Source organism: Marisediminitalea lipolytica (genome assembly GCF_001758465.1).
Lineage (GTDB): Bacteria > Pseudomonadota > Gammaproteobacteria > Enterobacterales > Alteromonadaceae > Alteromonas > Alteromonas lipolytica.
In genome coordinates this window covers 80,246-98,878 of record NZ_MJIC01000004.1, presented here as the reverse complement: position 1 = coordinate 98,878, position 18,633 = coordinate 80,246, and the positions used below count along the sequence as shown (strand labels likewise).

Sequence of the window (18,633 nt, the reverse complement as noted above, 5' to 3'; positions counted from 1 at the left end):
TATGCCTTACGATTTTGATCAGATAGTCGAACGAATCGACCAGCAAAAATTATGGACCTTTCCCGGCGGCGTGCACCCGGACGGTCGTAAACACCTGTCAAACCAAACAGCCATCGATACCCTGCCCTTACCTGAGCAGTTGCTGATCCCGCTAAAACAACATATTGGCACTGCCGGAAGCTGTCTGGTAACCACAGGAGATAGCGTGCTCAAGGGGCAGGTTTTAACCAGTAGCCCTAACCCTTTTGCCGTGCCAGTCCACGCGCCTACTTCGGGCAAAGTCTCCGCTATTGAAGAACGCACAACCGCCCATCCCAGTGGACTGGCAGAACTGTGTATCGTTATCGAACCCGATGGTAACGATACCTGGGCAGAGCTTGCGCCTATTGAAAACTATCAGCAGCAAGACAAAGCGGTGCTGTTAGCGGCCATTTGCGAAGCGGGTATTGCCGGCATGGGCGGCGCTGGCTTTCCTACCCACATAAAATCAACGGCGCGCAAACCCGTTGAGTTTTTGATCATTAACGGTATTGAATGCGAGCCTTACATTACCGCTGACGATCGCCTTATGCGCGAATATGGCTGGCAAATTCGCCAGGGCATAGACATTCTGATGCATCTTATTGGCCCTAAAGTGGTGGTCGTTGCCATTGAAGACAACAAACCCGAAGCCTTTAAAGCCATGCAAAAGGTGTGTGAGGATTGCGCCGCCATTCGCGTAGTTCAGATCCCGACCAAATATCCTGCCGGCGGCGAGAAACAGCTTATTCAGGTGATAACCGGTCGTGAAGTCCCGCGCCAGGGCCTGCCTGCCGATGTGGGCGTTATGATGTTTAACGTGGGTACCTGTTACGCTATTGCGGATGCCATTTTGTATGGCAAACCTCTGATCCAACGGGTAGTTACCATTACCGGCGAAGCCGTACTCAAGCCTCAGAATGTCTGGGCGCTGATCGGTACGCCGGTACAAACCTTACTTAACAAAGCCCAGTACCAGATAAAAAAACAAAAAGTCCCGACGGTAATCATGGGCGGTCCGATGATGGGGTTTACCTTGCCTTCGGTTAACGTGCCGGTGGTGAAGATCACCAACTGTTTACTGGTACCGGCTAAAAAAGAACTGAATTTAAACCAGCGGGAACTGGCTTGTATCCGCTGTTCGGCCTGTGCAGATGCCTGCCCGGTGAGTTTGTTGCCACAACAAATGTACTGGCACAGTAAGGCCGGCGAACTGGATAAAGCACAGGAATATAACCTGTTTGACTGCATAGAATGCGGTGCCTGTGCTTACGTTTGTCCCAGTGAAATTCCGCTGGTCCACTACTACCGCAAAGCCAAATCCCAAATCCGCATTCAGCGGGATGAAAAAGAAAAAGCGGAAAAATCCAGACAACGCTTTGAAGCCCGTAAGGCCCGACTGGAAAAAGAACAGCAAGAGCGCGAGGCAAAACACAAACAGGCCGCGGCTGCCCGTAAACAGGCAACCCAAAATACCGCTTCAGCTGCCGGTGACGCGGCTAAAGACAAAGTGGCCGCCGCTCTGGCCCGGGCTAAGGCGAAAAAAGCCAGCCAGGCCGAAGCTACCGTGGCACCGGCCGCCGAAGCGCCTGTGCCTGAAAATGATAACAAGGCTAAAGTGGCCGCAGCCATTGCCCGGGCGAAAGCCAAAAAGGCGCAGCAAGAGGCTGCATCTGAGGCAGCCGAGACCGCTGAATCAACTTCCAGCCCTGCAGATGCTGAGAGTGAACGTAAAGCAAAAGTAGCCGCCGCGGTTGCCCGGGCTAAAGCGAAAAAAGCTGCCGCTGTCCAACCAGCAGAGTCACCCGCAACCAATGCATCGCCGTCAGATCATGCACCTGCTGAAGCCAGCAGCGAAATGTCTGCCGAGGAACAGCGCAAGGCTAAAATAGCTGCTGCTGTCGCCAGGGCCAAAGCCAAAAAGCAGGCAACTGAAACGACGGCAACGCCAGCACAGCCAGCAGACGACGAAGCACAGACCGCGACAGAAGACGACTCCCCCGAAGCCCAGCGTAAAGCCAAAATTGCTGCCGCCGTGGCCCGGGCTAAAGCCAAAAAGCAAGCGGCTGAGTCTGCCGCGCCAGCGGAACAGACTGATAGCGAAGCAGAGCAAGCGGACGACAAAACTGTAGCGAGCAACACTCAGGAGGACGACTCGCCAGAGGCTCAGCGTAAAGCCAAAATTGCCGCCGCCGTGGCCAGAGCTAAAGCGAAAAAAGCCCAGCGGGAAGCGCAGCAAAACAGCGCAGAGGATAACGAATAAGCATGAAATTAGTTTTATCAAGCTCACCCCACCAGCACGTCAGGCGTACTACTGATCAGGTGATGCGTCTTGTGCTGTATGCCATGGTCCCGGGTGTGTTAGCTCAGTTATATTTCTTTGGTTGGGGCGTTATTGTGCAGATGTTGATTGCCCTGATCACCGCGGTACTCACCGAAGCCGCTATAGTTACATTACGCAAACGCGACATTATGCAGGCCCTGCAGGATTACAGTGCGGTTGTTACAGCCTTGTTGCTGGCCGTAAGTTTGCCGCCGCTATTGCCCTGGTGGATTACCATGACAGGCAGCTTTTTTGCCATAGCCATAGTGAAGCAGCTGTACGGCGGACTTGGTTTTAACCTGTTTAATCCGGCAATGGCAGCCTACGTCATGCTGCTGATATCCTTCCCTGCGGCCATGAGCAGTTGGATCCCGCCGGCGGAATTAGCCAGTCACGCCGTAGGACTGAGTGATGCACTAAGCGTTATTTTTACTGGTTTCAACTCAGCTGGCTATGACCTCAACCAACTTCGCTTTGGGGTTGACGGGGTCACCATGGCAACCCCGCTGGACTTCGTTAAAACCCAGTTAGGTCAGGGATATACTTATTCTGAAGCCATTGGTCAGGCGCAATTTACTGACAGTCTGTGGTCATCTGCCAGCGCGGGCTGGACTGGCGTTGCGTTGGCCTATGCATTAGGCGGAATCGTGCTGATTCAGCAACGTATTATCAGCTGGCATATTCCGCTATCCCTTATCGCTGGCGTAGCTGTTACGGCGACATTTTTATCCATGCTAAACAGCGACCTGTATGGCTCGGCACTGTTTCACTGGTTTAACGGTGCGGTGATGATTGGGGCGTTTTTTATTGCTACCGACCCGGTTTCTGCCTCTACTACGCCTAAAGGGCGGCTGATATTTGGTGCTGCCATTGGGTTTTGGACCGTTATAATTCGTACTTTTGGTGGTTATCCGGATGCCATCGCGTTCAGCGTCGTCATCATGAATATGGCAGTACCGCTGATTGACTATTACACGCAACCCACAGTCTACGGGGCCAAACGTGCGGTTAAGCAAACCGAGGGAGAGCCATAATGCCACTTAACAGCATTACCAAAAATGGCCTTATCCTGGCGGGGTTTGCGCTGGTGACCACCGGCTTAATTGCGCTGACGTTTGATGGCACCAAAGCAAAAATTGATGAGCAGCGCGCCAAAAAGAAACTGGCCACGCTCAACGAAGTCATTCCGCCTGCATTGTATAATAATCAGCTTTATCTGGATTGCACCATGGTAAAGGATCCCGCTTTAGGCAAGGAACCTAAAGCTGTTTACCGCGCTCGCATGGATGGACAGGATGTAGCGCTGGCCATTGAGTTTACCGCGCCGGATGGCTACAGCGGCGATATTCATTTAATTGCCGGAGTCCGGACTAACGGTGAAGTGTTGGGTGTAAGAGCCCTTGAGCACAAAGAAACACCGGGGCTGGGTGATAAAATAGAGATGAACGTCAGTAACTGGATGCTATCTTTTAATGGTAAAAGCTACGACGAAGATAAAGCAAAACAGTGGCAGGTCAAAAAGGACGGCGGACAATTTGATCAGTTTACCGGCGCTACCATAACGCCCCGCGCGGTGGTCGGCAGTGTTGCCCGCACGCTCAGATATTTAAGCGCAAATCAGCAGCAGCTTTTCAATCAGAGTACGGATTGTCAGGCGGGTGCGCTCAGCGAGGGACAAAACTAGCATGTTTAAACAACTCATGATTGATGGCCTGTGGAAAAACAACCCGGCGCTGGTGCAGCTGTTAGGCCTGTGTCCGTTGCTGGCAGTCACCTCCAGCGTAATTAATGGCCTTGGCCTTGGGCTGGCGACCGCACTGGTGCTGATTGGGTCAAATGCCACCGTATCGGTTATCCGCCACTGGGTGACCTCAGCAATACGCATCCCCGTTTTTGTAATGATCATTGCGGCTTTTGTTACCATTATCGAACTGTTAATGAACGCCTACACCTATGAACTGTATTTAGCCTTAGGGATTTTCATTCCACTTATTGTTACCAACTGCGCCATTATCGGTCGGGCAGAAGCCTTTGCCTCTAAAAATCCGGTTTCCGCCTCAGCCTTTGATGGTCTGATGATGGGCATCGGATTTACTCTTATTCTGGTGGTTTTGGGCGGCATTCGCGAAGTGCTTGGTAACGGCACTTTGCTGAACGGCGCAGAACGGCTGTTTGGCGCGGGGGCAGAAAGCTGGAAAATCACCGTTTTCACCTCTGACTATCCTTTCCTGCTGGCCATTTTGCCCCCGGGTGCATTTTTGGGCATGGGCCTGCTGATTGCGCTGAAAAACATCATCGACAAGAAAGTGGCTGAGAAAGCCGCCGCCAGTGAAACCAAAACAGTAGTCCGGGCACGGGTTACGGCAGAGAGTTAAAGCAAATGAATAAAGCGAAACGACTGGAAATTTTAACCCGTTTACGGGATGCCAATCCGCATCCTACCACTGAGCTAAACTTTTCCAGCCCTTTTGAATTATTGGTTGCAGTGACCTTATCCGCGCAAGCCACCGATGTCAGTGTAAATAAAGCCACCGATAAATTGTTTCCGGTTGCCAATACACCCGAAGCCATTGTAGCGCTTGGCGTAGAAGGCCTGAAAGACTATATCAAAACCATTGGTTTATTTAATTCAAAAGCGCAAAACGTGTATAAGTTGTGTCAGATCCTGATTGAGAAACACAACAGTGAAGTACCGGAAAGTCGCGAAGCACTGGAAGCACTGCCCGGTGTTGGCCGCAAAACCGCGAATGTGGTGTTAAACACCGCTTTTGGCTGGCCAACTATTGCTGTAGATACCCATATCTTCCGCGTCTCTAACCGCACTAAATTCGCCATGGGTAAAAACGTCGATAAGGTAGAAGAAAAGCTCCTTAAGGTAGTCCCCAAAGAATTTAAGGTCGATGTACACCACTGGCTAATTCTCCACGGTCGCTACACCTGTATTGCCCGCAAACCTCGTTGTGGTTCGTGTACTATTGAAGATTTGTGCGAGTTTAAGGATAAAACTGATTAAGCCGGTGCAATATACATAGCTTTTTAATATTCGTTTGGTGAGCACCTATTCTGCATTTTTAGGCGTTATTTCCTTTACGCGCCATATCCAAATTAGTGTTGTTCAAAGATTAACTTAGAATTTGATTGCTTAAACACGCCATCTTTGAATTTCTGAATAGTTGACTCAAATTCAGGGTGGTTTTTCACGCCGTTGTATACCGGTGAATTGAGTAACAAAGCGTGTATTCCGCTTTCATAAACGGATAAATAATTAAGTTGTTTAGTAAAGCTCTCAAAGCGTAGATCAGCACTCTGTTGCTCGGTTAAATACCAGAATGTTTGACAATAGTGACTCATTTTAAAGACTAAATTAGTACTACAATTAACTCCAAACAGTTGAATAACAATTGGTAGCAAGCCATTGATAAGGTCACTTTTATTTCCTTGCTCTTTGAGTATGCTTAAATACAGCATGGAGCTATAAGGGTCAACTAACATAGCTTTTTCAACTGATTCAACTGTCGGATGAGTTATCTTATGCTTTTCAATAAATAACTGCTTGTTTCCATTGAGCAATGCGAGCTGAATATCCAAATCTGTTTGCTGATGATCGTCAAGCATTTGTTGTAGTGTGTTTTCTTGCGCCGGTGTCAACCGGCCATAATCCCTCAATTGCAATAACAATAATGCATTGCTCCATTCAAAATCCAACTGTGTTGCATTATTGGTTATGTTTTTCTGCATTAACGTCAGAGCGTCATCAATTCGATCTGAGTAGATCATCAATGTCGTTTCAAGCGCTCGCAAACTTCCGGTGAGTTCCCCCTCATAGTTAACCAACAAGCGCAAACTTTTCTCAAAATCATGTTCGCCGGTAAAATAAACTAAAAGCTGCGAGACCAGCAAAGATGTCATGCCTTGGAATTTCACCTCCATATTGTTAAGTAATCCTTTAGCTTCAGCCATACGCCCTTGTACAACTAGCAGGTCAATTAGGTTTCGATGGTTAATTGCACTTTGAGGGTTGCTTCGCAGCACGCCATAGCGTCGTTCTATCGACTGTTCGATATCATAAATAATAAGCAGGTAAACATTTTGAATTAATGGGTCATTAGGAGCTAACTCATAGGCACGATTACTCAATGCAAAATAAGCTTTAGGTTGATACTCTCTACTGGCAAAGTGTGCCAGCGCGAGATATTTTAATGCAAAATCTGGCGCAGTCTGTAATTCCCAAAAGAGTCTTTCCTGTTCTGTATCAATTGTAGTGTAATCGATTCCACCGTATTCAGTAGCCATATAATAGGCCAAAAATAACTGGGCCTTAGCGAGATAAAACTGTTCATCCACCTCAATGGCCTGTTTGAGCACCTCGACAGATTTCTGCAGTGACTTTGATGAGCGCTGATAGGCCAACGCCCTCCCCTCGATAAACAATTCATAGGCCTCGGGGTTCATGGTCATCCCGGCATCGTATTCTATTTGTTCGGGTAACAGGTTCAGCTTGAGCGCTTGAGTAATGGCGAAAGTTAATTCATCCTGTAGCGCGAAAATACTGTCTAGCTCACGGTCATAGGTCTGTGACCAGACGTGCGCACCACTTTCCACTTCAATCAGCTGTGCGGTGATACGCACCTTGTCTTTTTCTTTACGTACGCTGCCCTCGAGCACATAGTTAACGTTCAGTGTACGACCTATTTCACGAATGTCGGTGTTGCTGTCTTTAAAATTAAACGATGAGGTGCGAGCGATTACGACAAGCTTCTCTAAACGCGCTAATGAATTGAGAATTTCCTCGGCAATGCCATCACCAAAATAGCCTTGCGACTTATCAGGGCTCATATCCTCAAACGGCAATACGGCAATGGAGCGTTCCAAACTGTCATCGAAATTTGGGAGGAAAAACTTATCATAGGCAATAAAGCCCAAAGCTAATAACAATGCTGAAATCAATATATAATTAATTTTACTGCCAGTCTGCTCGCGAATAGACTCATTGACATCCACCTCGTGGGTGCGTTTAAGCCCATCAGGAGTCAGTTCAAATGCCCACGCAAAAATGCACACAAAAGGAAAAGCAATTGCCAGAATAACTGTTGTAATCGTGCTAAATAGAATAGGTAGGTGTAACGACGGTGCCACTACCGCAATAACTTGCAAAATAATCCAGCAGGTTACTAAATAGACACTGGCAACCTTAAACACGTTGCGTCTTTTTAACTCAGTAAAAAATGTCATGCGTCCTGCTCATTATTTTTGAGAGTTAAACATACTTGATTAGCCACCATAGCACAAATTTTACACAACACCCTTAATGGTGTATGACAAACCTGAGATGCTATAGCGTCTACTTTAATTATCTTTTGGCTGGCCAACCATCGCCGTAGACACCCACATATTCCGGGTCTCGAATCGCACTAAATTCGCCATGGGTAAGAACGTCGATAAAGTAGAAGAAAAGCTACTTAAGGTCGTGCCTGAAGAGTTTAAGGTCGATGTACACCACTGGCTTATCCTGCATGGCCGCTATACCTGCCTGGCCCGCAAACCCCACTGTGGCTCGTGCATCATTGAAGATTTGTGTGAATACAAAGACAAAATAGACGAGTAATTCATCCATAAAAGATTTTTGTCGATGGCATAAAAACTCATTGATCGACTAAACCGACTCCTCTACTTACTATACCCATCCTTACCACACCCGCTGGCAGGCGGGTTATCGTACATTAGCGCTTTGGAGTACCGGGGATTGGTTCAGCACCCATCAATAGAAAGCTATTTCGACCCAGCCAGCAGTAAAGCAGAAACAGATTTCGCCTTCGCGAAAGGGCTTAATTACGCGGGGCACACTCTGATGGTTCCTGAGAAGTTCAGTTATCAGGTACTGCCCCACTATAATGACCGTTACGTGCTGTTCAATCAGGGCGAAGGCTACGACATTCTGTCGAATGTCTGCTTGCACCGTCAGGCTAAATTATTAGACGGCAATGGCCGCACTCGCCATATCGTTTGCCGGTTACATTGCTGGGGCTATGATAATCACGGGCAGCTTAAAGGTGCACCGCATTTTGAGCACAAGCCAGCAGGCAAGCTTAAAAAAGAAGCACTGAATAGCTGGCACGGTCTACTTTTTCGTGGTCGCGTACCCAATATGGATTTAACCGCACTGGGTCTTGATACGTACATCAATTTCGATGACTATTTCTTCGCCGGCATGGAGACCACGCAATACCATTTTAACTGGAAAAGTTTTGCCGAAATCTATCTGGAAAACTATCACGTATTTTCAATGCATCCGGGCCTGCGACAGTTTGTAAAACCCGCCGATCTGACCTGGGAATTTGGAGCAGATTATTCCGTACAGAAAGTGGGGCTGGCTGACGATTTGCTGAAGGCCACTACCCCAAACTACCGGCATTTTCAGGATAATCTGGTCCAGCGTTTCGGTAATGAAATGCCCCGATACGGCGCGATTTGGTGCTATATCTATCCAAATATCATGATTGAGTGGTATCCGGAAGTGCTGGTTATCAGTACGGTGTATCCCAGAGGCGCCCGGCAGTGCACAAATCATGTTGAATTTTATTACCCCAGGTCATGCCTTAACAAGGAGTCGGGGTATTTCACAGCCCACAAAAAAGCCTATATGGAAACAGCGGTAGAAGACGAAGAAGCCTGCTTATTACTGGAACAAGGCAGAGAAGCGCTGTATCTGGCTGGCGAAGAAGAATACGGCCCGATCGAGAGTTTTTTAGAGGCTGGCGTGGCGGAATTTTATTGCTATTTAAGCCGCTGAATGGTTTATTACCGGCATCGTTTGCAGGCGATGCCGGTATTTATCCGGCTTTATTTAACAGTCAGGTTATAGCAACCGCGTACTACAGTCTCCCCGCCCCCATCAGGCCGATGAGCATGCTGGCAAAGCCTACAAGTAAACCACCATAAAGCCCGGCATTTCCCCAACAACGTTGCCAGAACGCCATTTTTTGTTGCTCGATTGAATGTGGTTTGCTATCGAACATATCGTACATGATCACCTTTCGCATTTTTTTGAACTGCACCGATAAACCTGCTGCAAATAAGGAATAAGCCAGCACCGGCATGAGCCAGCCAGAGGTAAATTCATAAGCACAAGCCAGCATTATGCCGGTGAATAGCACCCAGATAACGGTTGCCCGCCGGAGCTGCTTTAAGCGTAATTTCTGGCTTTCGATGGTCATGTGTTTAAGGGGTAAATAGGTACTCCAGAACACACTCAGCGCCCCTAATAAAGCGGCGAAAAATGCGCCGCTGAGAAACAGTTTAAGTATTCCGGCACTGCCTGAATTGGCCAACACACTGCTTGTTGACGCCTTAGCTGGCGCGCTGATCCCCGCACCGGCCAGCAGCAACGATGACGCAGTAAAGGTAGGGGCTGTGGTCAGAATCAATTTGCCATAACGGTCTAACAAGGTTGATTTAAGCGCTTTACGTGCGCGGCTTAGCCGTTGGCGAACCAGTTCAGGCGACACCGACAATAACTCAGCCACCTGAGTAGCTGACTGGTCTTCCCGATAATACAGTAAAACGATTTCCCGACTTTCTTCTGGCAGGTCATCCACTACCTGTTGCAGCAGCGTGGCGGTTTGATTACGACTAAGCTGAGTTTCTGGCGGTAACTCATCGTCGCAGTAGGCCGCAAACATCATTCTGGTACTCCCTGGTTTTTAAAAGCCTGTGTACCAATAGAAACGCGACGCCTAAAAAGTGTGACAACAAATTTAATTTATTTTTTTCACCTGGCGCGAAACATATTCGACGATGTTTTTGCCAGTCCCGTCAAAAATGACTTTAATCTGCTGAAATGAATCCTTAAAGTAACTGCCAAGCCGCTGGCAGTAAAATGGTTTTGTCATCATTCTGCCAAATTGATCAGCCAAAATTCAGCAATACAGGAGCCGCTTATGCGAATGTTACACACCATGTTACGGGTTAAGGATCTCGACGCCTCACTGGCATTTTATCTTGATACCATGGGCATGAAGCTACTGCGTAAAAGCGAGAACACCGAATATCAGTACACCCTGGCATTTGTTGGCTATGCTGATGAATCAGAACAGGCGGTGCTGGAACTCACCTATAACTGGGGAGAAAACGACTACGACATGGGGACTGCCTATGGCCACGTGGCCTTTGCGGTTGATGATATTTACGCCTTTTGCGCGCAACTGGAAGCCAAAGGAGCTGATGTCTACCGTAAACCCGGGCCGGTAAAAGGCGGTCAGACCGTGATTGCTTTCGTTCGCGATCCCGACGGTTATGCTATTGAGCTAATTCAGCCAGAGTAAACAGTTGTGCTTAAAACCTTAATAAAACCGGTTGCGCTATTGGCGTTAACCACCCTGATTTCTTTTCAGTCACTGGCCTTTGATATTATTGCCCACCGGGCTGCATCGGGCTATTTACCAGAACATACCCTCGCAGCGGTCGCTCTGGCGCATGCCCAGCAGCCTGACTATATCGAGCAGGATTTGGTGTTAACCAAAGATGGCCAGTTAGTGGTACTGCACGATATTCACCTTGAAACCGTGACCAACGTAGAGCAGGTGTTTCCCGCACGACAGCGCCAGGACGGGCGTTTTTATGCATTGGATTTTACCCTTGCTGAGCTTAAAACCCTGCGCGTGCACGAACGTACCAACGAGAAGGGACAACAGGTATTTCCTCATCGCTATCTAGGCAGCGGTGATTTCACCATTCCCACCTTCGAAGAAGAAATTACTACTATAGCGTCCCTCAACCGCACCACCGGCCAGAATGTGGGTTTATATGCCGAAATTAAATCGCCGGCGTGGCACCAGCAGCAGGGAGTGGACATCAGTAAAGCCGTGTTGAAAGTGCTGCGCCAGCACAACCTGGATGACGCAGAAGCGAATATTTATATTCAGTGTTTTGATTTTGAAGAAATTAAACGTCTGCGGGATGAACTGGGAGCCAAAGTAAAACTGGTCCAGCTTATCGCTGAAAACAGTTGGAATGAGACGCCAACTAACTACGATAAATTAAAAACACCTGAAGGGATGCAAGCGGCAAGTCGCTACGTTCAGGGCATTGGTCCCTGGCTGGCACACGTTACTACCGTAAAAGAGGGTAAACCCACCATGGAATTAGCCCCTTGGGTGGTTGCCGCACAACAGGCGGGCCTGGTCATTCACCCCTATACGTTTCGTACGGATGCCCTGCCACCGGGAATTCAGGCAGAGCAACTGTTAATGCTGATTGTAAAAAAATGGCAGTTTGAAGGGCTGTTCACCGACCAGGTGCCGCCGGTTAAAGCCTTTGTCGCAGCGCAATAATCCACAAAAAAGCCGTTAGCAGTATCTAACGGCTTTATCCTGTAAAATGCTGCCGAAGGCTATGATTTAGCCATCCGCACCACTACCCTTCTGTTTGTGGCTCTGGACTGGCTGGTGGTGTTTGGCGCAATGTGACGTTTCTCGCCATGACCGGTAATGGCAATGCGATCTTCCCCGACGCCCAGGTCAGTGAGGAACTTTTTCACTTCGTTAGCACGACGCACTGACAGCTGCTGGTTGTTCCAGGAGCCACCGTAGCTATCGGTATAACCATCGAGCAGCACCAGTTCAAGGTCATTATCTTCGCGCAGGTAATCACTGATCATCGCCAGACGACGCTTGGAGTACTTGGACAACTGTGTGGTGTTTTTCTCGTAGCTCAGTACGGTGTAACTGATGTCCTCAAAACTGTACGGCAACAAATTAGACACGCAGCTGACAAAATCACGGTAAACCGGCGCAAAGTTACTGGCATTAAGGCCTACAGCCACTTTGTCGTTAGGATTGTACCAATCCTGGTAATAAATAGTTGGCCAGAATCCTTTCTCCAGCTCGCTTAACATAGTCCAGGCTGTTTCTTCGGGTAAATCGCCATCGTACTGAGTGCGGATGGTCATATCCGCAATTTGTCGGGCTCTGACGCCCGGCATCCACTTAGGCGGCACCGAATAAACCGCCGCCGAACCAAAACGCTTTGGCAGTAGCTGCATATCCAGCACAAATTCCATGTTTAACTGTTTTGACGCCTCACTGGTAAACTGTGCCTCGCCATACCCCGGCAAGGAATGGCTGATAGTGCAGTTTAACCGGGTACTTTTGCTTAACTGCCATTGTGAACTTTCAACCGACGAGTGGTACTGGCGTAACGACGCCTCAGTTACGCCTGCAACCAAACATAAACACACTGCAATTGATACATGCGAAACGGATTTCAACATCTGCTGCCTCAAAAATGGATAAGCCAGTTCGTCCTGGTCTTTAACTTATCGTCATCTGACAAGAAAAGTTTAGCACCGGGTAGATAGTCAGCGCTAATATTGACATAATTCGTGTCTTATTGAGAACTCCATTTATCTGTTCAGGCTTTCTGATTCAGTGAGTGAGTTTGGTTCTCTGTCAATCCACCAGATTTTTGAGTGATATGTCGCAAACAATACCCCCACTTTCTCAGCGCTTCCGAGGTTATTTTCCGGTCATTATTGATGTCGAAACCGCCGGTTTTAATGCCCACACTGACGCCTTACTGGAAATTGCCGCTGTCACACTTAGCATGGACGACAATGGTATGCTGACACCAGCTCACACCTACCATGCTCACGTCAATCCGTTCCCCGGCGCTAACCTCGAACAGGCTGCTCTGGATTTTAACGGTATCGATCCTCACTGTGCCCTGCGCGGTGCTATAGACGAAGACGAAGCCATGAAAGGCTTGTGTAAGCATGTCAGAAAACTGCAAAAGGAAGCCGATTGCCAACGCAGTGTGATAGTGGCTCATAATGCCACCTTTGATCAGGGGTTTGTAAATGCCGCTATTGAGAGATGCAATATAAAACGCACGCCATTTCACCCGTTTGTCTCTTTTGACACCACGACTTTATCGGGTCTTGCTTTGGGCCAGACCGTTCTGGTTAAAGCCTGTCAGGCCGCCAGGATCAGTTTTGATCAGAATGAAGCACATTCGGCACTGTATGACGCGCAGAAAACGGCAGAGTTGTTTTGTTATATCGTGAATCGTTATGCGAGTCTGGGAGGGTGGCCACTTGCCGAATAAGGCGTTAACTGCTAGTGCATATACTGTGGGTTATTGCATTGCAATGTGAAAAGAGGCACCTGATGGTGCCTCAATAAGAAAACCTTACAGTTCTTCTGCTTTTTCAGACAAGTATTTAGCAACACCTTCAGGGCTTGCATCCATACCTGCTTTACCTTCAGTCCAACCAGCCGGGCATACTTCACCGTGCTCTTCGTGGAACTCAAGGGCATCAACCATACGCAGCATTTCGTCGATGTTACGGCCTAATGGCAGGTCGTTAACTACCTGATGACGTACCAGACCTTCTTTATCGATCAGGAATGAACCACGGAAAGCCACACCAGCTTCTGGGTGCTCAACGTCGTACGCCTGACAGATTTCGTGCTTGGTGTCAGCTACCAGAGTGTATTTAACCGGACCGATACCGCCCTGGTTAACCGGGGTGTTACGCCATGCGTTGTGTGAGAACTGAGAATCGATAGATACACCGATAACCTCAACACCACGCTTAGTGAATTCTTCATAACGCTTATCAAACGCAATCAGCTCTGATGGACATACAAAAGTAAAGTCCAGAGGATAGAAAAAGACGACCGCTTTTTTACCTTTAATGGCTTCGCTTAAAGTAAAGCTGTCAACAATTTCACCACTGCCTAACACTGCTGCTGCAGTAAAATCCGGGGCTGGACGACCAACTAGTACGCTCATATCTGTTCTCCATTATCATTATGTAATTAGCACGGGAATATGATGTAAATCACATCAGTGCCTGTTGCTGCCTGATATATTGAGTGCAATAGATGAAATTACAATTGATGAAAGGGACTTTTCCAACTCATCAGACCAGACAAGGACTGTCATTGTTTATTCCGACGGCCTGATTGTCAAAATTTTGCACAAATTATTTGCAATAACCACAAATAACAATTATTATCATTTGCATATTGATATTGGAGTTAGCTTAATTATGTACGTTTGCATGTGTTACGGTGTAACTGATACCGCGATACGTCAGGCTGTTACCAGCAACGGCGTGGGCAACATACGTGATCTGCGTGAACAGCTGCAATTAGGTTCTCAGTGCGGCAAATGCATTCAGATGGCCCAGCAAATTATCGATGCGACGATAATCGATGAAAGTTTATTTAAGGACGTTGGTTAACGTCCTTTTTTGTTTCTGCCCTTAGCTTTTTCTACCAACTCACATTCATTGTGGCAAACACATATCTGCCATCAAAACCGCCCGGACTGGTTGGCGGGTATTTGGCCCCGGCTAAGTAGCGATAAGGATTAAGATCCGGCTGGGTATTCAACAGATTGTTTACGCCTAATGTCACTTTCCATTGTTCAGTAAAATTATACAGCCATCTCACATCCACCGTAACACGTTGCCCGGATTCAATGTTAAAGCCCGCTGCGGCATCCAGATGATCTTCGTAAAAAGCGCCGTAGTAATTCAGCTGCCAGGCGAGCTGGTGCTCCCCCGCTCGTTGGGTTAAACCTATGCTGGCGCGATAGGACGGTAAATTATCCTCCAGCATTCTTATGCGCTGGGCTGTAAGATTAACCGCATCGGGGCGCTGAGCAATCTCCTGGGCACTGACTCTGGTCACCTGGGTATCGGTCCAGTTAAGCATTGCCAGTAGTTCGTGCTGCCAGCCAAACAGGGCAAAACGCCAGTTTAAAACCACATCAAGACCACGGGTACGGGTATCAAAATCATTGGTAAAGAACTTGGCGCTGCGATAGGTTTCGGCTTCCCCAAAACCCTGCTCTATAAGTAAGGCAATGGTCGGTTCATCCAAGGGAATAGCCGATGTTGTGCTAATACGGTCGGCTAGATAAATCTGATAAAAATCCACGCTCAACTGTGCATCAGTGGCAAAATCCGCCATTATCCCTACGCTGACATTTACCGATTCTTCCGGGGTTAATGGGGTGGCACCAAGCTGCCTTGCCACGGCATTAGAGGGCGGCAGGGTAACCTGATCCTCCAGTCCACTCAGACCAAACTTAGTGCTGATGTTGATGATATTACTCTGACCCACGGTAGGTGCTTTAAAGCCGCTGCTGACCGAAGCACGGTAAGCCAGTAACTCGGTTGCCTGCCACCGGGCACTTAGTTTGCCATCCACATGGCTGCCAAAATCTGAAAAATTTTCCGCCCGAAATGCCGCCGTCGTCAGCCAGGATGGCGACACCGGTATCGTTACATCAACATAAACAGCGCGGGTTTCCCGTTGCCAGGCCCCCGACGTTTCCGGGCGATAGCCCGGAAAACCGTTCGCGCCTACCGAGAAACCGGAGGCAGCGCCAGTGACATTTTGCGCATAGGGGCCCACTTCGTAAGAGGCCTCATCACCTGCTATCTGGCGGTAGCGTTCGCTGCGCCATTCCAGGCCCATGGCCAGGGTAACAGGTTCAAAACCGACGCCGGGGAAGCTTTTAATCAGTCCCACACTGGCGTTTCGCTCCAGCTGGGATGCTCCGCCAGGATTAAACTCGGTTGGTGACAACGGCCCTAAGGAAGGGTTTATCGTATTATGAATATAATAGCGAATACTGGAATAACCCACGCCAGCGCTCACATCATACTGCCAGTCATTCACCAGCTCGCCGCGATTCCCCAGATAAAACGTGGCATCTTTTACGGTACCGCCGAAGCGCGGTGTAAAGCCACCAGGAAACCATTCATTAAAGGCAAAACAATTTTGCCCTAGCGGGGTATCAGCAGCTATTTGTAAAAAGGCTTCATTGTTCAGTACGTTTTGCTCTGTAACGGCAATTACCGGGCACTCCAGCCCATGTCCCACGCCATCCAGATCGGCAATCAGTAAATTTTGTGCAGAAGTGGGGGCACTGACGAAAACGCCCTGGCGACGCTGGGGATTACGATAATAAAACTCACCTTCCATTTCCCGCCGGGTGCCCAGCGCAAATGCATAAAACTGGTGCCGGGCATTCAGTGGCAGTGACAAATTAACCGCCAGCTTTATATCCTCATCCATGGCCGCACTACCCCATACCTGTGCGGGGGTATTTACAAACAGGTTGCCCGCATCTGTCAGTGACTGCGCATCCCCTCTTTGCACGCTTCGATTGGTGGGTTGCTGTTGCTGATATTCGCCACTTAACTGTAAATTGCCCTCTTCGGCAACGGCAATCCCCTGACTCAGCTGCACCGCGAAGTGTTCGCCGTCTCCGGCCGAAAACTCGCCACGACTCACTGAAATACTGCCCTTACCCGGGGTGCTTTTTAGTTTAAAGTTCATCACGCCGGCGATAGCATCAGAACCATACTGGGCAGCGGCCCCATCGCGCAGCACTTCGGCTTGCTCTATGGCACTGACCGGTAACACAGAGATATCAGGCCCCTGCGCACCATCGGACAAACCGCCGCCTAAAAACGTAATCACCGCCGAGCGATGCCGGCGCTTGCCGTTAATCAGTGTCAGCGTATGATCAGAAGCGAGACCGCGCAAATTGGCCGGGCGAACCAGCATGGCCGCGTCATTGGTGGTTTGCGCATTAACATTTAGTGACGGTACGGTTTTAGTCAGTGCATCGAGCATGGTTGGGCTGCCAGCGAAAAACGGGCTGTCTACCGCAATAATGTCCAGCGGCACCGCAGAGTCATAAGCCCCCCGGGCTGAAGCTCGGTTTCCCAGCACGGATATGCGTTCAAATACCGGTAGCTCACTTTCTTGCTCTTTGGTGGATTCGGGTAACGGCTCTTCAGCAACCACGACTTCGACTTGTCGCGGCACTATGGTCAGATACCCATTATTGCCACGATTGAGGGTCAACGGGCTGTCTTGCAACAGGCGGGTGAGCGCTTGTTCAAGGGTGAACCGCCCCTCAATACCAGGCAACACAACCTGCTGGGCTAATTCGAAGGGAAATAAAAGGGTCGTCCTGGCCTGTCCGGCCACCTCGATAAGTGATTTGTCTGCCGTTTGGGTACGTACTGAAAAATCATGATACGTAGCACCGGAAGGGTCTTCTTTGCCAGAGCTGACCGCCGGCCAAATCAGGCCAACGACCACCAGCAATAACGAGCAAAACCGGCAGTTCAAGTAACTGTTGCGCAATGTAACTTGTAAACGTTTGGTAAAATTCCGCTAATAGTTACACAAAGTGCCCGGTAGTGCACATTTTTTATGGTGTTGCTTTACATAGCGCGCAGATGAATACGGTTGTCTTTGTCTTCAAAGGCGCTAATCGCGAAACTGTTTTCCAGCGCAGCCAGTAAGCCTTTAATATCACCCACCCGAAAATAACCAGCCACCCGGGTACTTTTTATTTCGGCATCATCAATCACAAACTGCACCTGGGTGTAGCGGCCAATTTCGCTTAGCACGTCGGTCAGGTTCTCACCGGTAAATACAATCTGACCGTCTTGCCAGGCCAGGCTTTGCGCTATTTCAGATTGGGTCAGTGATTGTTTGTCAGACACTTTATCGGCAACCAACACTTTCTCGCCGGCAAAAACCATTACGCCTTCCTGTTCGATAACACTTGCCTGGGTGGCTGCATTCTCATTAGTGGCAAGCTCTTGTTTGGATACCCGCACCTTACCTTCGGTGACTGTGAGTTCAAAAGCCTGTTGCTGCGTAAACTGCATATTAAATGCCGTCCCTACTGCGGTAACCGAGTTGCTACCCGCAATAACGGTAAACGGCCGCTCGGGATTTTTAGCCACGGCAAAATGGGCTTCGCCTTTGAGCAGTTCCACACGGCGGGCTTCGGAAAAAAAAGAGACTTTAATTGCGGTATCGGTGTTCAAAAACACTTTGCTGCCGTCGGCCAGGCTAATGGTTTTTTGCTCGCCCACCTGCGTACTACTTTGCTGCACTTCTGCCATTTGTGGCGCGTTCATCACCGGACGAGCCAGCCACTGCCAGCTAAGCACAGCGCACAGGGTAATTGCCGCTGCTGAAGCGATTAGCGGCCACACCGCCCGTTTTTTAGATTTACTGGCAGGATGTTTTTCGATAAGCCCCTGCAAGGTGCTCATGATACTCATGTCATCCCACAGCGCAGCCATTTCCAGCAGCACTTTCTGATGAGAGTTGTTGGCCCCAAGCCAGTGGCTTAGTTCGTTTTTCTCGGCGGCGGATAAACCACGGTCAATCGCGGCGATCCACTCGCACGCTCTGGTCTGAATAGTTTCTTTGCTGTTAAATTGGCTTATGTTACTCATACTACTG

At 48.9% G+C, this 18,633-nt stretch carries 16 protein-coding genes and 1 pseudogene; 11 read left to right on the top strand and 6 right to left on the bottom strand.

Annotation, left to right across the window (positions count from 1 at the left end; all coding sequences use genetic code 11):
- The first annotated feature begins 1 nt into the window (after position 1).
- From rsxC to nth, 5 genes are read left to right on the top strand one after another with little or no spacing between them, the layout of a single operon-like run.
- Positions 2-2,281, top strand: coding sequence for an electron transport complex subunit RsxC (gene rsxC, locus BFC17_RS02100; RefSeq protein WP_070174810.1), 2,280 nt, complete (start codon positions 2-4; stop codon positions 2,279-2,281).
- A 2-nt stretch (positions 2,282-2,283) separates the two neighbouring features.
- Positions 2,284-3,375, top strand: coding sequence for an electron transport complex subunit RsxD (gene rsxD / locus BFC17_RS02095; protein ID WP_070174809.1), 1,092 nt, complete (start codon positions 2,284-2,286; stop codon positions 3,373-3,375).
- Positions 3,375-4,025: an electron transport complex subunit RsxG gene (gene rsxG, locus BFC17_RS02090; protein WP_070174808.1), complete on the top strand. Its 651-nt coding sequence runs from the start codon at positions 3,375-3,377 to the stop codon at positions 4,023-4,025. The genes rsxD and rsxG overlap by 1 nt, the downstream gene beginning before the upstream one ends.
- Position 4,026: 1 nt before the next feature.
- The gene (locus BFC17_RS02085) at positions 4,027-4,716 is read left to right on the top strand and encodes an electron transport complex subunit E (RefSeq protein ID WP_070174807.1); all 690 of its coding nucleotides are present in this window, start codon (positions 4,027-4,029) and stop codon (positions 4,714-4,716) included.
- 5 nt (positions 4,717-4,721) lie between these two features.
- Entirely contained in the window at positions 4,722-5,354 is a 633-nt protein-coding gene (gene nth / locus BFC17_RS02080) for an endonuclease III (RefSeq protein ID WP_070174806.1), read from the top strand.
- Positions 5,355-5,446: 92 nt separating this feature from the next.
- On the opposite strand, the gene BFC17_RS02075 is transcribed toward nth, so the two are convergent.
- The gene (locus tag BFC17_RS02075) at positions 5,447-7,573 is read right to left on the bottom strand and encodes a hypothetical protein (RefSeq protein ID WP_070174805.1); all 2,127 of its coding nucleotides are present in this window, start codon (positions 7,571-7,573) and stop codon (positions 5,447-5,449) included.
- Between the two features lie 121 nt (positions 7,574-7,694).
- Between BFC17_RS02075 and BFC17_RS02070 the strand changes: the two are divergent.
- Together BFC17_RS02070 and BFC17_RS02065 are read left to right on the top strand one after the other, a co-directional pair.
- Positions 7,695-7,946: pseudogene (locus tag BFC17_RS02070) on the top strand (endonuclease III); the annotation flags it as partial.
- Positions 7,947-8,084: 138 nt separating this feature from the next.
- Complete coding sequence (locus BFC17_RS02065; protein ID WP_083271546.1) at positions 8,085-9,131, top strand: aromatic ring-hydroxylating oxygenase subunit alpha; 1,047 nt, start codon at positions 8,085-8,087, stop codon at positions 9,129-9,131.
- Between the two features lie 82 nt (positions 9,132-9,213).
- On the opposite strand, the gene BFC17_RS02060 is transcribed toward BFC17_RS02065, so the two are convergent.
- Entirely contained in the window at positions 9,214-10,023 is an 810-nt protein-coding gene (locus tag BFC17_RS02060; RefSeq protein WP_070174803.1) for an RNA polymerase sigma factor, read from the bottom strand.
- 255 nt (positions 10,024-10,278) lie between these two features.
- Here BFC17_RS02060 and gloA point away from each other — a divergent pair, with 255 nt between their 5' ends.
- A complete protein-coding gene (gene gloA, locus BFC17_RS02055) occupies positions 10,279-10,662 on the top strand; it encodes a lactoylglutathione lyase (protein ID WP_070174802.1) in 384 nt (127 codons plus the stop codon).
- A 6-nt stretch (positions 10,663-10,668) separates the two neighbouring features.
- The gene (glpQ, locus tag BFC17_RS02050) at positions 10,669-11,670 is read left to right on the top strand and encodes a glycerophosphodiester phosphodiesterase (protein WP_175439517.1); all 1,002 of its coding nucleotides are present in this window, start codon (positions 10,669-10,671) and stop codon (positions 11,668-11,670) included.
- A gap of 59 nt (positions 11,671-11,729) precedes the next feature.
- Here the strand turns inward: glpQ and BFC17_RS02045 are convergent, their stop codons facing one another.
- Positions 11,730-12,608, bottom strand: a complete 879-nt coding sequence (locus tag BFC17_RS02045; protein WP_070174801.1) for a flagellar protein MotY — start codon at positions 12,606-12,608, stop codon at positions 11,730-11,732.
- 203 nt (positions 12,609-12,811) lie between these two features.
- Here BFC17_RS02045 and rnt point away from each other — a divergent pair, with 203 nt between their 5' ends.
- Entirely contained in the window at positions 12,812-13,441 is a 630-nt protein-coding gene (gene rnt, locus BFC17_RS02040; RefSeq protein WP_070174800.1) for a ribonuclease T, read from the top strand.
- A gap of 84 nt (positions 13,442-13,525) precedes the next feature.
- Here rnt and BFC17_RS02035 read toward each other — a convergent pair whose 3' ends face one another.
- Positions 13,526-14,131 (bottom strand): peroxiredoxin, encoded by a 606-nt coding sequence (locus BFC17_RS02035; protein WP_070174799.1) that lies wholly within the window; start codon positions 14,129-14,131, stop codon positions 13,526-13,528.
- Positions 14,132-14,390: 259 nt separating this feature from the next.
- Between BFC17_RS02035 and BFC17_RS02030 the strand changes: the two genes are divergently transcribed.
- On the top strand, positions 14,391-14,585 hold the full coding sequence (locus tag BFC17_RS02030; RefSeq protein ID WP_070174944.1) for a bacterioferritin-associated ferredoxin: 195 nt from the start codon (positions 14,391-14,393) through the stop codon (positions 14,583-14,585).
- A gap of 31 nt (positions 14,586-14,616) precedes the next feature.
- Here BFC17_RS02030 and BFC17_RS02025 read toward each other — a convergent pair whose 3' ends face one another.
- Positions 14,617-17,499 (bottom strand): TonB-dependent receptor, encoded by a 2,883-nt coding sequence (locus BFC17_RS02025; protein WP_083271545.1) that lies wholly within the window; start codon positions 17,497-17,499, stop codon positions 14,617-14,619.
- 95 nt (positions 17,500-17,594) lie between these two features.
- Positions 17,595-18,626, bottom strand: a complete 1,032-nt coding sequence (locus BFC17_RS02020) for a FecR family protein (protein ID WP_070174798.1) — start codon at positions 18,624-18,626, stop codon at positions 17,595-17,597.
- Between the last annotated feature and the right edge of the window lie 7 nt (positions 18,627-18,633).

Excerpts from the sequence above, each read along its gene's own strand:
- BFC17_RS02085 (WP_070174807.1), top strand. The coding sequence starts at position 4,027 with ATGTTTAAACAACTCATGATTGATGGCCTGTGGAAAAACAACCCGGCG.
- BFC17_RS02045 (WP_070174801.1), bottom strand. The coding sequence starts at position 12,608 with ATGTTGAAATCCGTTTCGCATGTATCAATTGCAGTGTGTTTATGTTTG.
- BFC17_RS02020 (WP_070174798.1), bottom strand. The coding sequence starts at position 18,626 with ATGAGTAACATAAGCCAATTTAACAGCAAAGAAACTATTCAGACCAGA.
- rsxC (WP_070174810.1), top strand. The coding sequence starts at position 2 with ATGCCTTACGATTTTGATCAGATAGTCGAACGAATCGACCAGCAAAAA.
- BFC17_RS02075 (WP_070174805.1), bottom strand. The coding sequence starts at position 7,573 with ATGACATTTTTTACTGAGTTAAAAAGACGCAACGTGTTTAAGGTTGCC.
- BFC17_RS02060 (WP_070174803.1), bottom strand. The coding sequence starts at position 10,023 with ATGATGTTTGCGGCCTACTGCGACGATGAGTTACCGCCAGAAACTCAG.
- gloA (WP_070174802.1), top strand. The coding sequence starts at position 10,279 with ATGCGAATGTTACACACCATGTTACGGGTTAAGGATCTCGACGCCTCA.
- nth (WP_070174806.1), top strand. The coding sequence starts at position 4,722 with ATGAATAAAGCGAAACGACTGGAAATTTTAACCCGTTTACGGGATGCC.
- BFC17_RS02035 (WP_070174799.1), bottom strand. The coding sequence starts at position 14,131 with ATGAGCGTACTAGTTGGTCGTCCAGCCCCGGATTTTACTGCAGCAGCA.
- rnt (WP_070174800.1), top strand. The coding sequence starts at position 12,812 with ATGTCGCAAACAATACCCCCACTTTCTCAGCGCTTCCGAGGTTATTTT.
- rsxG (WP_070174808.1), top strand. The coding sequence starts at position 3,375 with ATGCCACTTAACAGCATTACCAAAAATGGCCTTATCCTGGCGGGGTTT.
- BFC17_RS02030 (WP_070174944.1), top strand. The coding sequence starts at position 14,391 with ATGTACGTTTGCATGTGTTACGGTGTAACTGATACCGCGATACGTCAG.
- rsxD (WP_070174809.1), top strand. The coding sequence starts at position 2,284 with ATGAAATTAGTTTTATCAAGCTCACCCCACCAGCACGTCAGGCGTACT.